General features: G+C 63.9%; 15 protein-coding genes. 6 read left to right on the top strand and 9 right to left on the bottom strand.

Annotation, left to right across the window (positions count from 1 at the left end):
* Positions 1 to 76: 76 nt before the first annotated feature.
* A complete protein-coding gene (locus O1Y97_RS11810; RefSeq protein ID WP_318764111.1) occupies positions 77 to 1,501 on the bottom strand; it encodes an MFS transporter in 1,425 nt (474 codons plus the stop codon).
* Between the two features lie 157 nt (positions 1,502 to 1,658).
* Here O1Y97_RS11810 and O1Y97_RS11805 point away from each other — a divergent pair, with 157 nt between their 5' ends.
* Positions 1,659 to 2,507 (top strand): LysR family transcriptional regulator, encoded by an 849-nt coding sequence (locus O1Y97_RS11805; RefSeq protein ID WP_318764110.1) that lies wholly within the window; start codon positions 1,659 to 1,661, stop codon positions 2,505 to 2,507.
* A 99-nt stretch (positions 2,508 to 2,606) separates the two neighbouring features.
* On the opposite strand, the gene O1Y97_RS11800 is transcribed toward O1Y97_RS11805, so the two are convergent.
* The 8 genes from O1Y97_RS11800 to O1Y97_RS11765 all read right to left on the bottom strand — a co-directional run bounded on the left by O1Y97_RS11800 (position 2,607) and on the right by O1Y97_RS11765 (position 9,147).
* Complete coding sequence (locus O1Y97_RS11800; protein WP_183260128.1) at positions 2,607 to 2,906, bottom strand: DUF982 domain-containing protein; 300 nt, start codon at positions 2,904 to 2,906, stop codon at positions 2,607 to 2,609.
* A gap of 122 nt (positions 2,907 to 3,028) precedes the next feature.
* Complete coding sequence (locus O1Y97_RS11795) at positions 3,029 to 3,277, bottom strand: DUF982 domain-containing protein (protein WP_318764109.1); 249 nt, start codon at positions 3,275 to 3,277, stop codon at positions 3,029 to 3,031.
* A 95-nt stretch (positions 3,278 to 3,372) separates the two neighbouring features.
* Positions 3,373 to 4,116, bottom strand: a complete 744-nt coding sequence (locus O1Y97_RS11790; protein ID WP_318764108.1) for an amino acid ABC transporter ATP-binding protein — start codon at positions 4,114 to 4,116, stop codon at positions 3,373 to 3,375.
* Positions 4,113 to 5,234, bottom strand: a complete 1,122-nt coding sequence (locus O1Y97_RS11785) for an amino acid ABC transporter permease (RefSeq protein WP_318764107.1) — start codon at positions 5,232 to 5,234, stop codon at positions 4,113 to 4,115. Before O1Y97_RS11785 ends, O1Y97_RS11790 begins: the two co-directional genes overlap by 4 nt.
* A gap of 3 nt (positions 5,235 to 5,237) precedes the next feature.
* A complete protein-coding gene (locus O1Y97_RS11780) occupies positions 5,238 to 6,458 on the bottom strand; it encodes an amino acid ABC transporter permease (protein ID WP_318764106.1) in 1,221 nt (406 codons plus the stop codon).
* Between the two features lie 8 nt (positions 6,459 to 6,466).
* Complete coding sequence (locus tag O1Y97_RS11775) at positions 6,467 to 7,492, bottom strand: amino acid ABC transporter substrate-binding protein (protein ID WP_108607488.1); 1,026 nt, start codon at positions 7,490 to 7,492, stop codon at positions 6,467 to 6,469.
* 72 nt (positions 7,493 to 7,564) lie between these two features.
* The gene (gene metC, locus O1Y97_RS11770; protein ID WP_318764105.1) at positions 7,565 to 8,746 is read right to left on the bottom strand and encodes a cystathionine beta-lyase; all 1,182 of its coding nucleotides are present in this window, start codon (positions 8,744 to 8,746) and stop codon (positions 7,565 to 7,567) included.
* Between the two features lie 149 nt (positions 8,747 to 8,895).
* Complete coding sequence (locus O1Y97_RS11765; protein WP_318764104.1) at positions 8,896 to 9,147, bottom strand: heavy-metal-associated domain-containing protein; 252 nt, start codon at positions 9,145 to 9,147, stop codon at positions 8,896 to 8,898.
* Positions 9,148 to 9,624: 477 nt separating this feature from the next.
* On the opposite strand from O1Y97_RS11765, the gene O1Y97_RS11760 reads away from it, so the two are divergent.
* From O1Y97_RS11760 to O1Y97_RS11740, 5 genes are all read left to right on the top strand, one after another.
* Positions 9,625 to 10,737 carry a M20 family metallopeptidase gene (locus O1Y97_RS11760; protein ID WP_318764103.1) on the top strand — a complete coding sequence of 371 codons (1,113 nt, stop codon included), beginning with the start codon at positions 9,625 to 9,627 and terminating at the stop codon, positions 10,735 to 10,737.
* Between the two features lie 100 nt (positions 10,738 to 10,837).
* Entirely contained in the window at positions 10,838 to 12,409 is a 1,572-nt protein-coding gene (locus tag O1Y97_RS11755) for an ABC transporter substrate-binding protein (protein WP_108607484.1), read from the top strand.
* Between the two features lie 73 nt (positions 12,410 to 12,482).
* On the top strand, positions 12,483 to 13,454 hold the full coding sequence (locus O1Y97_RS11750; protein ID WP_108607483.1) for an ABC transporter permease: 972 nt from the start codon (positions 12,483 to 12,485) through the stop codon (positions 13,452 to 13,454).
* Positions 13,455 to 13,477: 23 nt separating this feature from the next.
* Positions 13,478 to 14,290 (top strand): ABC transporter permease, encoded by an 813-nt coding sequence (locus O1Y97_RS11745; protein ID WP_318764198.1) that lies wholly within the window; start codon positions 13,478 to 13,480, stop codon positions 14,288 to 14,290.
* Positions 14,291 to 14,295: 5 nt separating this feature from the next.
* Positions 14,296 to 15,924 carry an ABC transporter ATP-binding protein gene (locus O1Y97_RS11740; protein ID WP_318764102.1) on the top strand — a complete coding sequence of 543 codons (1,629 nt, stop codon included), beginning with the start codon at positions 14,296 to 14,298 and terminating at the stop codon, positions 15,922 to 15,924.
* The last annotated feature ends 1 nt before the right edge of the window (position 15,925 follow it).

Below are 15,925 nucleotides of genomic sequence, written 5' to 3'. Positions count from 1 at the left end.
TATATGGCGCAGCCACCAGCATTCTGAAATTAAATGTTTGGATAATTTGCAGTGATTTGCTGAATGCGCACCCCTTTCAGGAGGATGCTCGATCCTGCAGTGTCTTGAGCGGTTCGAGACCCATGGCGGGCCGGTAGCGCAGCCGCACGAAGCTGGCGCCGCTGCCCAGTAATGCAAATGCTGCGCCCAGCCACAGGGCGATGACCGCTCCGTGTGCGCCGAACAGATTGAAGAGTGCGGCCACGATTGCGACACCGCATGCCTGGCCCAGATTGCCGATGACGCTGGACATGCCGCCAGCGCCGCCGCTGCGTTCGGGTGGCACGGACGTGATCATGGTGCGCATGTTGGGCGATTGGAAAAAGCCGAAGCCTGCGCCACAGACAGCCATGCGCCAGGCGACATCCAGTGCATCCGGCTCGGGCGGCATCGCTGCCAGCAGGAGCATGCCCAGGCTCAGCACGGCGAGGCCGACGCCGCCCAGCAAGCCGGCGGGAATGCGGTCGGACAAGCGGCCGGCCAGCGGGGCCGAAAATGCAAGCAAGGCGGGCCATGGCGTGATCAGGAAGCCTGTCTCGACCTGCGTATAGCCGAGCAGTTGGAAGAGGAACGGCAAGGATACGAACGCCAGCGCCTGGGTGATCATGGTGAAGAAGGAGGCGACGGACGACAGGGCGAAGATCGGTTTTCGCAGCAGGTCGATGGCCAAGATCGGTGCCGGGCGGTTGGCCTGACGTTTCAAGAGAACCGCGAGGCTGGTAATGGCGATCGTGGCGTTGGTCGCCACAGTTCCCCACGACGCCCCCTGTGCGGCCGTGTTCAGCGCAAACACCGACGTTGCCAGGAACAGCGCGCACAAGGCTGCCGCCCAGCCGTCGAAACGCCGGGCGCTGCGGATCGTCGGCGGCAGCGCATACAACCCCATCACGATGCCGATCAGGCCAAGCGGCACCTTCATCAGGAACAGCCAGTGCCAACTGGTCAGGCTGAGAACGGCAGAGGCGACCGGCGGCCCTGCCGCGAACGAAAGCCCCACCACCAGGGCATTCAGGCCCATGCCGCGCCCCAGCAGGGCGTGCGGATAGATGAAGCGCATCATCGCCACCCCGGTACCCAGGATGCCGGCAGCACTCACGCCCTGGACGACGCGCCCCGCCACCAGCCATTCGAGCGAGGGCGCAAGGCCGCAGACCAGCGAGGCCAGCGTGAACAGCACCAGCCCCCCCATCGAGATGCGCCGGAGACCGACGATTTCGCCAAGTGCGGCGGCGGGCAGCAGCGAAGCGACCATCGCCAGTTGGTAGGCGCCGACGATCCAGATCGATTGGGCCTCGGTCGTGTTCAGGTCGCGAGCGATCGTCGGCAGGGCCGTATTGGCGATGGCCGTATCGAGGTTGGCCATGCATACGTTCAGCAGCACGGCGCAGGTTGCGATGGTGCGTTGCCGGCCGTGAAGGCCATCGCCGGGGGCCGAAAGCTGCTTTTGCCTGAATGCCAGCACGGAAAAACCTGTAACGGCGCGGCCTCTTGGGCCACTGCGCGAAAGCGATGAGAGCAATGGAGCGAGCCGTGAAGGCTCGTCCTTGCCTAGCGCCTTGGTATTTCATGCGCAAATGGGATATATGAATGATAATCATGCACGATGATAATGAACTGATATGCTGGATCCTCGGCTGCTGCGCGCCTTTGTGACCATCGCCGACACGGGAAGCTTCACGCTTGCCGCCGACCGCCTGCACATGACGCAATCGACGATCAGCCAGCAACTGGCCCGGCTCGAGGATGCTGTGGGCCGGGAGCTGATCGATCGGGCTGCGCGGCCGGTCAGGACCACAGCATCCGGCGAACGCCTGATCGGGCACGCGCGGCGCATCCTGTTGCTCCAGGGTGAAGCCGAGCTCCTGCTTGCAGACACGGCCGGAACCGCATCGATCCGCATCGGCTTGCCCGACGACATAGCGACCGGCACCATGACGAACGCATTCGCCGAGTTTGCAAAAAGGCACCGCGAGGTACGCCTCGATGTCACCGCGGGCCTCAGCCTCGACCTGACCAAGCGCTATCGCGGCGGAGAATTCGACATCGTCGTGGTCAAGGAAGCTACGCCAAGCGCCGATCATCGCGCCGCATTCCCAGAGGCCATCGCCTGGTTCGAAGCTGCCGACGCCGGTCCGGATTGGCCCGAGCCCTTGCCGCTCGTCACCTTTCCGCCGGGCGGGCTGTATCGCGATGCGATGTTCGAGCGGATCGACCGCGAGCGGCTGCGCTGGTACGTCGCGTTCACGAGCAGCAGCCTGAGCAGCGTCCTGTCAGCCGTGGAGGCCGGTCTCGGCCTCTCCTTGCTTCCGGTCGGCACCACGACGGGCCGCCGAGTCCGCCAGTCCGCCGCCTTCGGCTCGGAACCGTCGATGGTCGTGTCGCTGTATTCCTGGGAGGGAGACGGCATCGTCGCGGAACTTGCCCGGGACATGACCGCCATCTTGCACGGGCGCTTTGCCGCTCGTTGAACGGCTTCGCTATGCCGTGACAGCGCCCGGGCATCCACAATTGCTGAGGCCGGGTACGCCGGTTTACGGCCTGCGAAACCTGTCCTCGACATCGCCGATCTAGATCGGCATGCGGCCACGCTTTGGCGTGATCATCCACGGCTCGACAGACACCGGGCCGGCCTCGCGAATGCGCACCGAACGGGCAAAACCGGCAAACGCGTTGCGCGCGCCGTCGACGGTCAGCCGGCCCTCGCGCGCTGCTTGGCATGCGCGGACGGCTGTGTTGTGGATCGGGCCGCGCCGGTTTTCCGGCCACTTCGTCAGGAATTCGAGCGCATCGGTGATACAGGCGATTTCGCGGATGGTTTGATCCTCGTTCTTGACGAAGATCGGTCGGGAAAAGGCTTTTGCGGTCATCACTTCCTCCTCGGTCCTCGACCGTCTTCTCGAGCAAGCGCACATTGCCGCGATGGCCGCGACAAGCTGACAAAGAAATGGCGACTGTAGCCTTTCCCGTCAAGAATGGAGGCAGGCCCAATTCAGCCCTTCGGCGGTTCGTCAGCCAGTATTCCTGCCTCGGTGCAAAACGTCTCGAACGCGTCTCTTGCTTCCTCGACCGGGATGGAGCCGTTGATGGCGGCCTGCATGGCGTTCTCGGCCAGGTAGAAGAACGGATTACGCTTGTCGTGCGGCCACGCATCGAGAAATTCGGCCGCATCGGGGACCGAGACAACCTCGCGCAGCGAGAAGTCTCCGTTCTTGATCCAGACATTCGGCATGAAATCCATGAACCTCAACGCGGCTGTGGCGGGACGGTTGCATGGCAGGCCTCTTGCTACAGTCCAGATCCCCGCAAAGACCGGTCCCGTCAGCCGCCAGGTCGTCAACGGTTGACGATGTCGCCGAGGAACGCCTTGGCGCGATCGGTGCACGGGCAATCGAAGAATTCGTCAGGCGCACCGGTCTCGACGATGCTTCCCTTGTCCATGAAGATCACGCGCCCGGCAACCCGACGGGCAAACCCCATCTCGTGCGTCACGACCACCATGGTGGTGCCGGACCTGGCGAGGTCGATCATCACGTCCAGCACCTCTTTCACGGATTCCGGGTCGAGCGCCGATGTCGGTTCGTCGAACAGCAGGACATGGGGCTGCATGGCGAGCGCGCGGGCGATGGCGACGCGTTGTTGCTGGCCTCCGGAAAGGGCGGAAGAAAGCTTGCCGGCATGTTCGGCAACGCCAACGCGTTCGAGAAGATGCATGGCATGATCTTCGGATTCCCGACGCCTCCTGCCACGAACGATCCGGGGCGCCAGCGTGACATTGTCCAGCACCGTCAGATGCGGAAACAGATTGAAATGCTGGAACACCATGCCGACGTCGCGGCGCAGACGGCGCAATTCACGGGCCTTGTAGCCGACAGCGACGCCGCCGATCGCGACCTCGCCTTGCTGCCATTCCTCAAGCCCGTTGAGACACCTGAGCAGCGTCGATTTTCCGGAGCCCGAGGGACCGCAGAGGACGGTGCAGGTGCCGCCTGCGATATCCAGGGAAATGTCGCGAAGAGCACGCCACGAACCGTACCATTTGGACAACGAACGCACCGCTATGGTGGCATTGACGCTCATTGCGGTTTCCTTTCGCCGCTTGGCGCGCGGGAGTGGGCGCGCTCGGAATCACGTTCCAGCCGGGCGCTTACCTGCGACAGCCCAAAACACAGCAACCAGAACACAAGGCCGACAAACACATAGCCTTCGGTGGCGAGACCCAGCCAGTTCGGATCCGACAGGGCCGCCGTGACGATGTTGAGCAGGTCGAACAGACCCACGACCATGACATAGGTCGTGTCCTTGAGAAGCGAGATTGCCGAATTGACAATGCCAGGCAGTACAGCGCGCAGAGCCTGGGGCATGATGATGTAGCCCTGGGTCGCCCAGAAGCCGAAGCCGAGCGCGTTAGCCGCTTCACTCTGGCCGCGCCCGACGGCCTGCAGGCCGCCCCGCGCGACTTCGGCGAGATAGGCGGCGGAATAGAGCGTGATGCCGGTCATGGCGAGCGTCAGGCGCGGAAACTCGACGCCCGGTGGCAGAAACAGCGGCAGCATGATCACCGACATGAACAGGATGGCGATGAGCGGCATGCCGCGCCAGAACTCGATGAAGCCGGTGGCGAGCAGGCGCACCGCGGGAAGTTGCGAAGTTCGTCCCAGCGCCAGAAGTATCGCGATCGGGAACGAGAACACGAAGGCGCCGATGCCGACCACCATCGTCAGCAGCAGGCCGCCCCATTTGTCCGAGGCAACCGGCTGGAGGCCCAGCACGCCACCGGAAAGCATCACGAAGGCAGCGACCGGATAGAGGCAGAATCCCCCGATCAGGACCTTGCGCCGACCCTTGAAGTCGGGCGCCATCGCAAGTGCCAGCAGCAGCGGCGGGGCAAGCAGCACGATCCAGGCCCGCCAGCGTTCTGCCTCGGGATAGAAGCCGAAGGCGAACTGCGGAAGCCGGTTGACGATGAAGGCCCAGCAAGCGCCGTCCGGGCTGCATTCGGCCCGGCTTGAGGCGACCCATGTGGCCTCGACGAAGGCCCAGTCGACGATCCGCCCGCCCAGCGTCCAGGCGAGGTAGGCCAGGCCGAGACTGACCGCCGTGCCGAAGGGATTGGCGACGACGACCGCAAGCAGTCGACGTGCGGCCGTCACCGGCGATTGCGAAACCGGGGAGCGAACAAGCGAAGACATGGCCATTGATCAGCGCTCCACCAGCTTGACGCGACGTGCATAGGCGCTCGTCGCCAGCGCGACGGAGGCGCTGAGAGTGAGATAGACGAAAGCTGTGATGAGGACGATCTCTACGGCCCGGCCGGTCTGGTTGAGTGACGTGCCGAGGAAGACGTTCACCAGATCGGGGAAACCCACCACGGTGGCAAGCGCCGACGCCTTGATGAGGTGGGTATACTGGTTGGCCAGCGGCGGTATCATGACCCGCAGCGCTTGGGGGACAATGACCAGCCGCAGGATCAGCTTCGGTGACAGGCCAAGTGCCAGCGCCGCCTCCTTCTGTCCGCGTCCGACCGACTGCACGCCCGCCCGGACGATCTCGGCGATGAAGGCCGCATTGTAGATGATAAGCGCTGCAACCAGTGATACGAACTCCGGCATCAACTTGAGCCCGCCGCGGTAGTCGAAGCCGGCGAGCATGGGGATCTGCCAATCGAGGGTAGAGATCGCGGCGGCATTGGCGACAAGGCCGCCGGCGACGAGCGCCAGACCGAAGCGCGGCGGGGTCTCGCCGCGCGCCCGGGCGCGCCGCCGGACCACGCATCCCACGACGATCGCAGCCACGCCCGCCATGACGGCGGCCGTCAGGATCGCGGCGGCACCGCCGGCGACCGGCGCCGGCAGGTAGAGACCGCGGTTGCTGAGGAAGGCGACGTCGCCAAATCCGATCGCCTCCCGCACGGTTGGCAGCGAACGCAGGATCACCGTCTGCCAAAGCAGCAGATGCAGCAGAAGAGGCAGGTTCCGCACGACCTCGACATAGCCCCTGGCGACAAGGCGCACGGGGGTGCTGGGGGAGTCCCTCGCAAGCCCGATGATGAATCCCAGGATGGTGGTGGCGACGATGGAGATCGCCGCGACCAGCAGGGAGTTCAGCAGACCGGCGAGGAACACCCGGCCGTAGGTGGAAGTCGGCTCGACCGCAATCAGGCTGAACGCCATCTTGAAGCCGGCTTCCTGCCAGAGGAAATCGAAGCCCGAGGCCAGGCCGCGGGCTTGAAGGTTGGCAACGGTGTTGCGGACCAAGAGGACCGCCAGGGTGGCGACGAGCAACAGCACCGCCGCCTGCTGCAGGATCGCCTTGCGTCGCGCCCACCGCTGCCTCGGGCCGAGTTGGGGACGCGCATCGGCATCGCTGCCGTCCGCGCCGCTCCACAGGCCTGAAGCCATGTCCTGGTCCGAGGCAGCCATGGGTGACCTCAGCGCACTGGGGGAGCGTAAAGGAGACCCCCGTTGGACCACAATTCGTTTTGGCCGCGCGCCAGCTTGACGGGGCTGCCATTGCCGAGGTTTCGGTCGAAGATCTCGCCGTAGTTGCCGACGGAGGAGATCACCTTCACCACCCAGTCGTTGGCCAGGCCGAGCTTGGCACCGAAATCGCCGGTCTTGCCGAGCATGCGCTGTATCTCGGGGTTCTCGGATGAAGCGGCCATCTCCGCTACGTTGGCTGACGTGATGCCCTTTTCCTCGGCGGCGATCAGGGTGAACAGGGTCCAACTGGCAATGTCGCGGAATGCCGGGTCGTCCTGCTGGACGATTGGGCCCAGCGGCTCCTTGGAGATGATCTCTTCCAGGATCACATAGTCGTCGGGAGCGCCAAGTCCGAGGCGGCTTGCGGCCAGTCCACCACGCTCGTTGGTGTAGGCGTCGCAGCGCCCGGCCTCGAGATTGGCGAGGTTCTGCTCGCGGCTGTTGGCAACGATCGGCGTGTATTCGAGGCCGTTCGACCTGAAATAATCGGACAGGTTGAGCTCTGACGTGGTGCCGGCAGAGACGCAGACCGAGGCGCCGCCGAGTTCTGCGAGCTTGCTGACGCCGAGGCTCTTTTTCACCAGGAAACCCTGGCCGTCATACATATAGACGCCGGCATAGTCGAACTTCATTTCCGTGTCGCGCGAGTAGGTCCAGGCCGCCGCGCGCGCCAGCATGTCGACGCTGCCCGATTGCAGGGCGGCGAACGCGTTCTTGAATTCCAGCGGTGCGAACTTGACCTTGGTGGCATCGCCGAACATCGCCGCAGCGACCGCGCGGCAATAGTCGATCTCAAGGCCGGCCCACTTGCCCGACGCGTCGAGCGTGCTCAGCCCGATGGTCGTGCCGGTGCTGGTGCCGCAAACGAGCTCACCGCGCGACTTGATCGCATTGACCCTGTCGCCTTCGCCGGCGAGAGCCGGCGTGGCCAGGATGCCCAGTCCGACGAGTCCCCAAAACGCATGTCTTTTCATGACAGTTCTCCTCCTCCCAGTGATTTTATTTTCGCGTCTGTTTCCCGGAGCGCAGCGCGCCCAGGGCCTTGGTCATTCGGCTGCCGCCTCCTGGTGGAAGCCGTAGCGGTCGAGCCCGAGTTCGATGTCCTCCAACAGGTCGTCGGGATGCTCGAGGCCGATGCTTAAGCGAACGAGCGGCCCCTCTTCGCGCCAGGGCGATACTGTGCGGGCGCCTTCGAGTTGCACGGGCGCGACCAGGCTGTGGAGGCCGCCCCAACTCGCGCCGATACGGAACAGGCGCAATTGTTCGATGAAGGTCGACAGATGGCGATCGTCACGCGGCTGCAGAACCGCGGAAAAGACGCCGCTCGCGCCTCGGAAGTCACGCTGCCAGATCGCATGCCCCGGATCGCCGGGCAGCGGTGGATAGAGCACGCGAGCAACGCTGGGATGTTCGGCAATGCGCTCGGCGATCTTCAAGGCGGCAGTACTTTGGCGCTCCAGCCGGGCGGCTAGCGTGCCCAGGCCGCGCAGCGCCAGGAAGCAATCGTCGGGTGAAACGCCCAGCCCGAGGAAGCGGCTGGCGTCCTTGATGCGCCGGTACAACTCCTCCGAGGCGACCGTGGCGCTGCCCAGCAGCAGGTCCGAGTGGCCGCCGATATGTTTCGACAGTGCCTGCACCGCAATGTCGGCGCCATGGTGCAGCGCCTTGAAACCCAGCGGCGAGGCCCAGGTGCCGTCGGCGGCGACAAGCGCGCCGTGGGCATGGGCGGCCTTGGCTATCGCCGGGAGATCCTGGACCTCCATCGTAAACGAGGCCGGCAATTCCACCCACACCAGCTTGGTGTTCGGACGCATCAGGGCGGTGATGCCGGCGCCGATCAGCGGATCATAGAACGTTGCGTCGACCCCGAGACCCGACATGAACTTTTCGGCTGACGAACGCGACGGTCCATAGACGGCGTCCGGCAAGAGAACATGATCGCCGGCGCGAAGCAGCGCCAGATTGGTGACCATGATCGCCGCCATGCCCGACGGCACGATGAGGCTGCGGGCGCCGCCTTCGAGCGCGGCGATCTGGGTCGCCAGGTTTCTGGAGGCCGGGTGGCCATAAAGCCCATAGGAATAGCCGTCGTAGAACTGCGTGTGGCGGGCGAGGAAACTCTCAACCGTCGGGAACACGATGGTCGAGCCGCGGTGGACCGCTGGCGTCAACGCGTTGAAGGGCTGTTCGTCGACAGCGGTGTGAAGGAGACGGGTTTCGTCGCGCATTTTGGCCTCTTGCCGGAGTTCATTCCATGGGCCCGCTGCTGCACTTGCACATCCCGCAGGGCAGCCAAGAACGCTCGCCGCGCGCCTGTGGCGCGCGGACGTCCCCGTGTGTCAGTGGTCGGGTGCCGGACAGCCCGGCACCGAATAGATCAGTGAGCGAGGCGCTCGGGCTGGTAGCCGGCTGTCTGGATGGCCTTTTCGGCAATCGCTGCATCGCCGGCGACTGTCACCTGCTTGCTTGCAAGATCGATCGAAAACGCAGCACCCGGCAAGGTGTGCTCGAGCGCCTTCTTGATCATGCCGGCGCAATGACCGCAGGTCATGTCGTCGACCTGGAAGGTCACGCCTTTGACCGAAGCGTCCGCCGCGACGTCGTCGTGATGCTGATGATTAGAGCACATGTAATTCTCCCCCCCGAGTTACTCTCGCCGTGAATTGGACCTTGCACCCTTCCAGCACTGGAAGGTCAAGCGACGTTTTCGATGAAAAGATCAGGGGCCCGCAGGACGTCAATTGACTGCGTCAACCTGGCCCTGGGAGGACGACAAGACCCTTTCGTACCCCCTGCTGCTTCAGCACGCCCTCGGGCTATTTCCCAATTTTCGCTCGGAGGCTACTGGCGACGATGCCAAGTGCGACCAGTCAAACCCCTCGACCTAATTCCGATCTTGTTATGTACATTTCCACACTCAAGAACATTTTCAATGTATAAAAGCACAATGGACAGCATATGACGAGAGTGACTACGCTGTTTGTTATCCAACGAGGTAACAAACGTGCTTCAATCCCGTCCAAAACCTGCCAGACAAGACAGTTCGCTTTCGACTATCCAGTCGGGCATCCTGTCGGATGACGATTGCATATCTCTCCTGCAGTGGATGTTGCAGCACAACACGACGGCATTGCAGGGCCGTGAACAAGGCTTTGTGGCCGAGCTGGACAGTTACCTTGCCGAGCGTGGCGTCGCATCGACAACGATCCAGGGGGATGACGGACGCGCCAATCTGGTCACGAGCCTCGACAGCGGCCGTGCAGGCCCGCACCTGGTCTTTTGCGGGCATTGCGACACCGTGCCCCTCGGCGACCGCGAATGGAAAAAGTCGCCATTCGGAGGGACGGTCGCGGGTGGCCGCATCTATGGGCGCGGCAGTGCGGACATGAAGGGCGGCCTTGCCGCCCTCATCGCCAGCTTCCTCGACATGCACGCCCGCGATGACTGGTCGGGCCGGCTTTCGCTGGCCGTGACCTATGGCGAGGAAACCGGCTCCGAAGGCGCGAGGCTGATGGCCAGCGACGGCAGCCTCGCCCCGTTCGACGCCATGATCATTGCCGAACCGACCTCCAACCGGGCGGTGCGCAGCCACAAGGGCGCGCTGTGGCTGAGCTTCACGGCAACCGGGCGCACGAGCCATGGCTCGATGCCGCAGATGGGTCTCAATGCGCTGGAAATGGTGGTCCGGTTCCGGCAAAGGCTGCTCGAGCTCGACGCTCTCGCCGCATCCGACCCGCTTCTGGGCCGGCCGACCATCTGCCTCACCCGCCTGCAGGGCGGCACGCAGGTCAACGTCATCCCCGACCGCGCGGTCGCCGAATTCGACATGCGCACCCTTCCGGGGCAGAGCCACGACGATATTCTCGCGGCGATACGAACCATCGCGCGTGAAATCGAAGCCGAATACGAGGGCGGAAGGATCGTCGTCGAGACGATCAACTCCCTGCCGGCGCTCGACACTCCAGCCGGCAGCGCGATCGTTCGCACGGCTCTGGACATCAGGCATGAACTGGGCGCGCCTGCCGGCGAAGCCGGTGGCGCCAGCTACTTCACCGACGGCTCGGTTCTGCAATCTCTCGGCGCCGACATCCTGATACTGGGCCCCGGCGACCCCGGAGAGGCGCACCAGACGGATGAGAGCCTCGACCTTTCGGATTTTCTGGCCTCCCGCCGCATCTACACGGGAATGGCCCGCCGCTTTCTGCGCTCGCCCGAATAACGGGGGAGACGTCCCGCGCCGATCCTGAGCGTCAGGGCCGGCGCCCAACATCCAAGTTCCCGCCAAGAGGGACCAACGATTTTTTCCAGGAGGAGTTTCAATGTCACTCGATCGTCGTCAATTCCTGCAGATTTCCGCTGCCACCGTCAGCGCCGGGGTGCTCAGCGGCATTCCCCTCATGGCCCAGGCGCAAGCCAAGGGCGGCGTGCTCAATGTGGTGGTCCAGCCCGAGCCGCCCGGCATCATGATCGGCATCTATCAGAACGTGCCCTCGCAGATGGTCGGCGGCAACATCTTCGAAGGTCTGCTGCGTTTCGACGCCGACCTGAAACCGCACCCGCTGCTGGCCGAGAGCTGGGAAGAAGCAGCCGATGGCATGTTCTATTCCTTCAAGCTGAAGGAAAATGTGCTGTGGCACGACGGCAAGCCCTTCACCTCGGAAGACGTGGTCTTCAGCGTCGACAAGATGCTGCGCGAGACCCATCCGCGCGTCCGTAATTTCCTCAAGGCAGTGGAGAGCATCACCGCAGACGGGCCCTACAAGGTGGACTTCAAGATGAAGACCCCCTTCGCGCCCTTCATCCAGTCCTTCGAGGTCGGCTCGATGCCGATGCTTCCGAAGCATCTTTACGAAGGCACGGACTACAACACCAATCCGGTCAACAACGCTCCCATCGGAACCGGTCCTCTCAAGTTCGGTGAATGGCAGAGGGGCTCGTATCTAAAGCTGGTCGCCAACGAGACCTATCACGAGGAAGGCGTGCCGACGATCGACGCGGTCTATTTCCACGTCATCCCCGATGGCGCCAGCCGCGCGACCGCCTATGAAACCGGCAAGGTCGACGTTCTGCCAGGCGGCGCTGTCGAATATTTCGACGTCCAGCGTCTCGCCGAATTGCCGAACTCGGAACTGACGACCAAGGGCTGGGAATTCCAGGGGTCGCAGTGCTTCCTGTGGCTCAACAACGGGTCCAAGTGGATCCAGGACAAGCGCGTCCGTCAGGCGATCATGTATGCGCTCGACCGCGAGAACATGCGCGACATCGCCTTCTTCGGCTACGCCAAGGTCGCGCCGAGCCCGTGGAACAGCTCGACCAGGTTCTATTCGGAAAACATCAAACAGTACCCGCGCGATGTCGAGAAGGCCAAGGCACTGCTCGCCGAAGCCGGATATGACGGCAGCCCAATCCGCCTGCTGCCCCTGCCCTATGGCGAAACCTGGCAGCGGCTTGCGGAAATCGCGCGCGAAAACCTCATCGAGGCCGGCATCCAGGTGGAACTCACCGCCACCGACGTCGCCGGCTGGAACCAGCGCCTGGGCGAGAAGGACTACGACATCGCCTTCTCGTACATGTCGCAGTATGGCGACCCGGCGCTGGGTGTCGCACGTCTCTACACGACATCCAACATCATCGAGGGTTCGCCCTGGAACAACGTTTCGGCCTTCTCCAACCCCGAACTCGACAAGCTGTTCGACGCGGGTGCGGTCGAGATCGACCCGGAAAAGCGCGCGAAGATCTACCAGGACGCCCAGGCCCTTATCGCCGAGGAAGTCCCGCTCGCCTGGCTGTTCGAGATGATCTGGCCGACGATCCACCGCTCGAACATCAAGAACCTGATCTCGTCGGCGGTCGGCCTCAACGATAGCCTCGGGCGCGCCCGGGTCGAATAGGACGCGCAAACAGCGTCAGTTGGCAGCCCGGCATTCCCGGGCTGCCATGAGGTTTTGTTCAGGGGCGAAGAGTGTGAACCGTCTGAAATTTCTGTTGGGGCGCATCGTGCAGGGCGTGGTTGCGCTCTTTGTCATAGCCACCCTGAATTTCCTGTTGATCCGCGCCGCGCCGGGCGACCCCGTCGCCGTGATGGCTGGCGAAGCGGGCGCGGTCGACAAGCGGTTCCTGGACGCATTGCGGATCCAGTACGGGCTCGATCAGCCGCTTCTCGTGCAGTGGTGGACCTACATCTCGCGCATTGGCACGCTCGACCTCGGCTTTTCCTACCGCCAGCAGGAAACGGTTGCGCAACTGATTGCCGACCGGCTGCCTGCAACGCTGTTGCTGACGGTCTGCGCCTTCGTGTTTTCGCTGGTTGTCGGGGTGGGGCTGGGCGTGCTCGCCAGCCGCCGGCCCGGCGGCTGGGTCGACCGGGCGATCGGCTTTGCCGCACTCATCTTCTACGCCGCGCCCATGTACTGGCTCGCCTTGATGGCGGTTCTGGTCTTTTCGATTCACCTCGGCTGGCTGCCCGCCTTCGGCTACAGCTCCGTCGGCGCCAACCTTACCGGCACGGCTGCCGCACTGGATGTCGCCAAGCATCTCATCCTGCCGACGCTGGCGCTCTCCTTCTTCTACATCGCCGTCTACACCCGCATGACCCGCGCCAACATGATGGCGATGGCACAGATGGCCTTCGTCAAGACCGCACGCGCAAAAGGTGCCGGCGAAACGCGGATCCAGTTCCGCCACGTCTTGCGCAACGCGCTTTTGCCGGTGGTGACGCTTGCCGGGCTGCAGGCCGGCAACATGGTCGGTGGCGCTATCATGACCGAAACCGTCTTCGCCTGGCCCGGCATCGGCAGGCTGATGTTCGATGCATTGCTGCAACGCGACTACAACCTGCTGCTCGGCGCCTTCCTGGTCGCGGCGGCGCTGGCCATCGTCTTCAACATCATCACGGACCTCATCTACACCGTGATCGATCCGAGGATTGCACTGTGATCGCGAACTCCGTCCTTCGCCGCATGTTCACCCGCACGGAAGTGTGGATCGGCCTGATCGTCATCTTCGGCATCATCGCCATATCTTTGCTGGCGCCGCTGCTGTTCCCGCGCGGGCCATGGGCAATGGGCGGACGCCCCTTCCTGCCCCCTATGTCGGACATGCGTTTTCCGCTGGGAACCGACACCACCGGCCGCGACATTCTCGCGGGCCTGGTGTGGGGCGGCCGGGTCTCGCTGCTGATCGGGCTGGTTTCGACGGTTGTCTCGGTCTTCATTGGTGTCGTCATAGGCGCAATCGCCGGCTATGGCGGCGGCCACGTCGACAGCGCGCTGATGCGCTTCACCGAGATATTCCAGGTGGTGCCAAGCTTCGCGCTGGCGCTGGTTCTTGTCGCCGTCCTGCAACCTTCCGTGGGCTCCATCGTCATGGCGATCGGCATCGTCTCCTGGCCGCCGGTCGCGAGGCTCGTGCGGGCGGAGTTCCTGTCGCTGCGAAGCCGCGATTTCGTCCTGGCGGCCAAGCTTCAGGGCCAAAGCGCGCTCGCCATCATGTTCCGGCAGATCCTGCCCAACGTGGCCTCTCCCATTATCGTCATGGGCTCTCTGATGGTGGCGACCGCCATCCTGCTGGAGTCGAGCCTCAGCTTCCTCGGCCTTGGCGATCCCAACCAGATGAGCTGGGGCTTCATGATCGGCGCCTCGCGCACGGTTCTGCGCCAGGCATGGTGGATGGCAACCTTCCCGGGGCTTGCCATCGCCATAACCGTGCTGGCGCTGAACGTATTGGGCGAAGCGCTCAATGACGCTCTCAACATCCATTCGCGCAACAGGTGATGGCCATGTCGACCGACGCCACTCCATTGCTCAGGGTCCATGGGCTCGACATCTCGCTGCCCAAGGGCTCGGATCGCCAGCTCGCGGTCTCGGGCGCATCCTTCAACCTCATGCCGGGCCGCACGGTCTGCATCGTGGGCGAATCCGGCTCCGGCAAATCCACCGTTGCCGATGCCATCATGGGTCTGCTGCCACGTCCGCATCTGGAGGCGAAAGCCGGATCGATCCATTTCGGCGAGCTCGATCTTCTCAAACTCGACGAGGCGGGAATGCGCGCCTTGCGCGGCCGCGAGATCGGCATGGTCTTCCAGGAGCCGATGGCCGCCTTGAACCCGCTGATGAAGATCGGGGCACAGCTGGAAGAAGTGCTGGAAGTCCATTTGCCCCTGCCAGCCGCCGAACGTCGCCGCCGTGCCCTTGCCGCCTTGAGTGACGTCGGACTGCCGCGGGTGGAGGAGCTCTATGAGAGCTACCCTTTCCGTCTCTCGGGCGGGCAGCGCCAGCGCGTGGTGATTGCCTGCGCGATGATGCTCGAGCCGCGCCTGCTGATCTGCGACGAGCCGACCACCGCGCTGGATGTCACAACCCAGGCGCAGATCCTCAAGCTGATCGCTTCGCTGCGCGAGCGGCGCGGAACGGGCGTGCTCTTCATCACCCATGATTTCGGCGTGGTCTCCGAGATCGCCGACGACGTCATCGTCATGCGCAATGGCGTCATCGAGGAACAGGGTCCGGCGCGCGAGGTGCTGAGCAACCCCGCCTCCGCCTACACCCGCCAGCTCATCGAGGCCATTCCCACCGGAACGGCGGCGCCTCGCCCAGAGAATGCGGCCAGGCCGCTGCTTGAGGCCAAGGACCTCCAGCGGACCTACTTCCTGTCGTCGGGGCTTTTCAAGGCGCAACGCAAGCTGGAAGCCCTGAAGGGTGTCAGCTTCACGCTCGAACGGGGCTCGACGCTCGGGATCGTCGGCGAATCCGGCTCCGGCAAATCCACGCTGGGACGATGCGTGGTCGGGCTGGAAGCCCCCGACGGCGGCAGCCTCGTCTTTGCCGACGAGGAGCTGAACCGGCACCGCGCGATGAAGGGCCATCGTGGCGGACGTGTGCAGATGATCTTCCAGGACCCCTTCTCGTCGCTCAATCCGAAGATGAGCATCGGGCAATCGATCGCCATCGGTCCCATGACGCAGGGCGTTGCACGCGACGCGGCCTGGCGCCGTGCCCGCGAATTGCTGGAACTGGTCGGCATCAAGCCAGATGCGGCCAACCGCTATCCGCATGAATTTTCCGGCGGACAACGCCAGCGCGTCGGGATCGCCAGGGCGCTGGCGATGGACCCGGTCCTCATCGTCGCGGACGAACCCGTGTCGGCGCTCGATGTGTCGGTTCAGGCGCAGGTGCTCGACCTGTTCGAGGAGCTTCAGAAGAAACTCGATTTCGCCATGCTCTTCATCACCCACGACCTCAGGGTCGCAGCGCGTATGTGCGATCGCATCGCGGTGATGCAGCACGGCCAGATCGTCGAGACCGGAACGGGATCGCAGGTACTGTCCTCACCGTGTCACGACTACACCAAGCAGCTTCTGGCCGCGATCCCGACCCTTTTCAACGAAGCTTCAATGGAGATGTCCTGAG

It is taken from the genome of Aminobacter niigataensis, assembly GCF_946995915.1.
Lineage (GTDB): Bacteria > Pseudomonadota > Alphaproteobacteria > Rhizobiales > Rhizobiaceae > Aminobacter > Aminobacter niigataensis.
The sequence above is the reverse complement of the archived record's forward strand: the minus strand, read 5'-3'. Positions and strand labels throughout refer to the sequence as shown.

Excerpts from the sequence above, each read along its gene's own strand:
- O1Y97_RS11805 (WP_318764110.1), top strand. The coding sequence starts at position 1,659 with ATGCTGGATCCTCGGCTGCTGCGCGCCTTTGTGACCATCGCCGACACG.
- O1Y97_RS11800 (WP_183260128.1), bottom strand. The coding sequence starts at position 2,906 with ATGACCGCAAAAGCCTTTTCCCGACCGATCTTCGTCAAGAACGAGGAT.
- O1Y97_RS11795 (WP_318764109.1), bottom strand. The coding sequence starts at position 3,277 with ATGGATTTCATGCCGAATGTCTGGATCAAGAACGGAGACTTCTCGCTG.
- O1Y97_RS11790 (WP_318764108.1), bottom strand. The coding sequence starts at position 4,116 with ATGAGCGTCAATGCCACCATAGCGGTGCGTTCGTTGTCCAAATGGTAC.
- O1Y97_RS11785 (WP_318764107.1), bottom strand. The coding sequence starts at position 5,234 with ATGGCCATGTCTTCGCTTGTTCGCTCCCCGGTTTCGCAATCGCCGGTG.
- O1Y97_RS11780 (WP_318764106.1), bottom strand. The coding sequence starts at position 6,458 with ATGGCTGCCTCGGACCAGGACATGGCTTCAGGCCTGTGGAGCGGCGCG.
- O1Y97_RS11775 (WP_108607488.1), bottom strand. The coding sequence starts at position 7,492 with ATGAAAAGACATGCGTTTTGGGGACTCGTCGGACTGGGCATCCTGGCC.
- metC (WP_318764105.1), bottom strand. The coding sequence starts at position 8,746 with ATGCGCGACGAAACCCGTCTCCTTCACACCGCTGTCGACGAACAGCCC.
- O1Y97_RS11765 (WP_318764104.1), bottom strand. The coding sequence starts at position 9,147 with ATGTGCTCTAATCATCAGCATCACGACGACGTCGCGGCGGACGCTTCG.
- O1Y97_RS11760 (WP_318764103.1), top strand. The coding sequence starts at position 9,625 with ATGTTGCAGCACAACACGACGGCATTGCAGGGCCGTGAACAAGGCTTT.
- O1Y97_RS11755 (WP_108607484.1), top strand. The coding sequence starts at position 10,838 with ATGTCACTCGATCGTCGTCAATTCCTGCAGATTTCCGCTGCCACCGTC.
- O1Y97_RS11745 (WP_318764198.1), top strand. The coding sequence starts at position 13,478 with ATGTTCACCCGCACGGAAGTGTGGATCGGCCTGATCGTCATCTTCGGC.
- O1Y97_RS11740 (WP_318764102.1), top strand. The coding sequence starts at position 14,296 with ATGTCGACCGACGCCACTCCATTGCTCAGGGTCCATGGGCTCGACATC.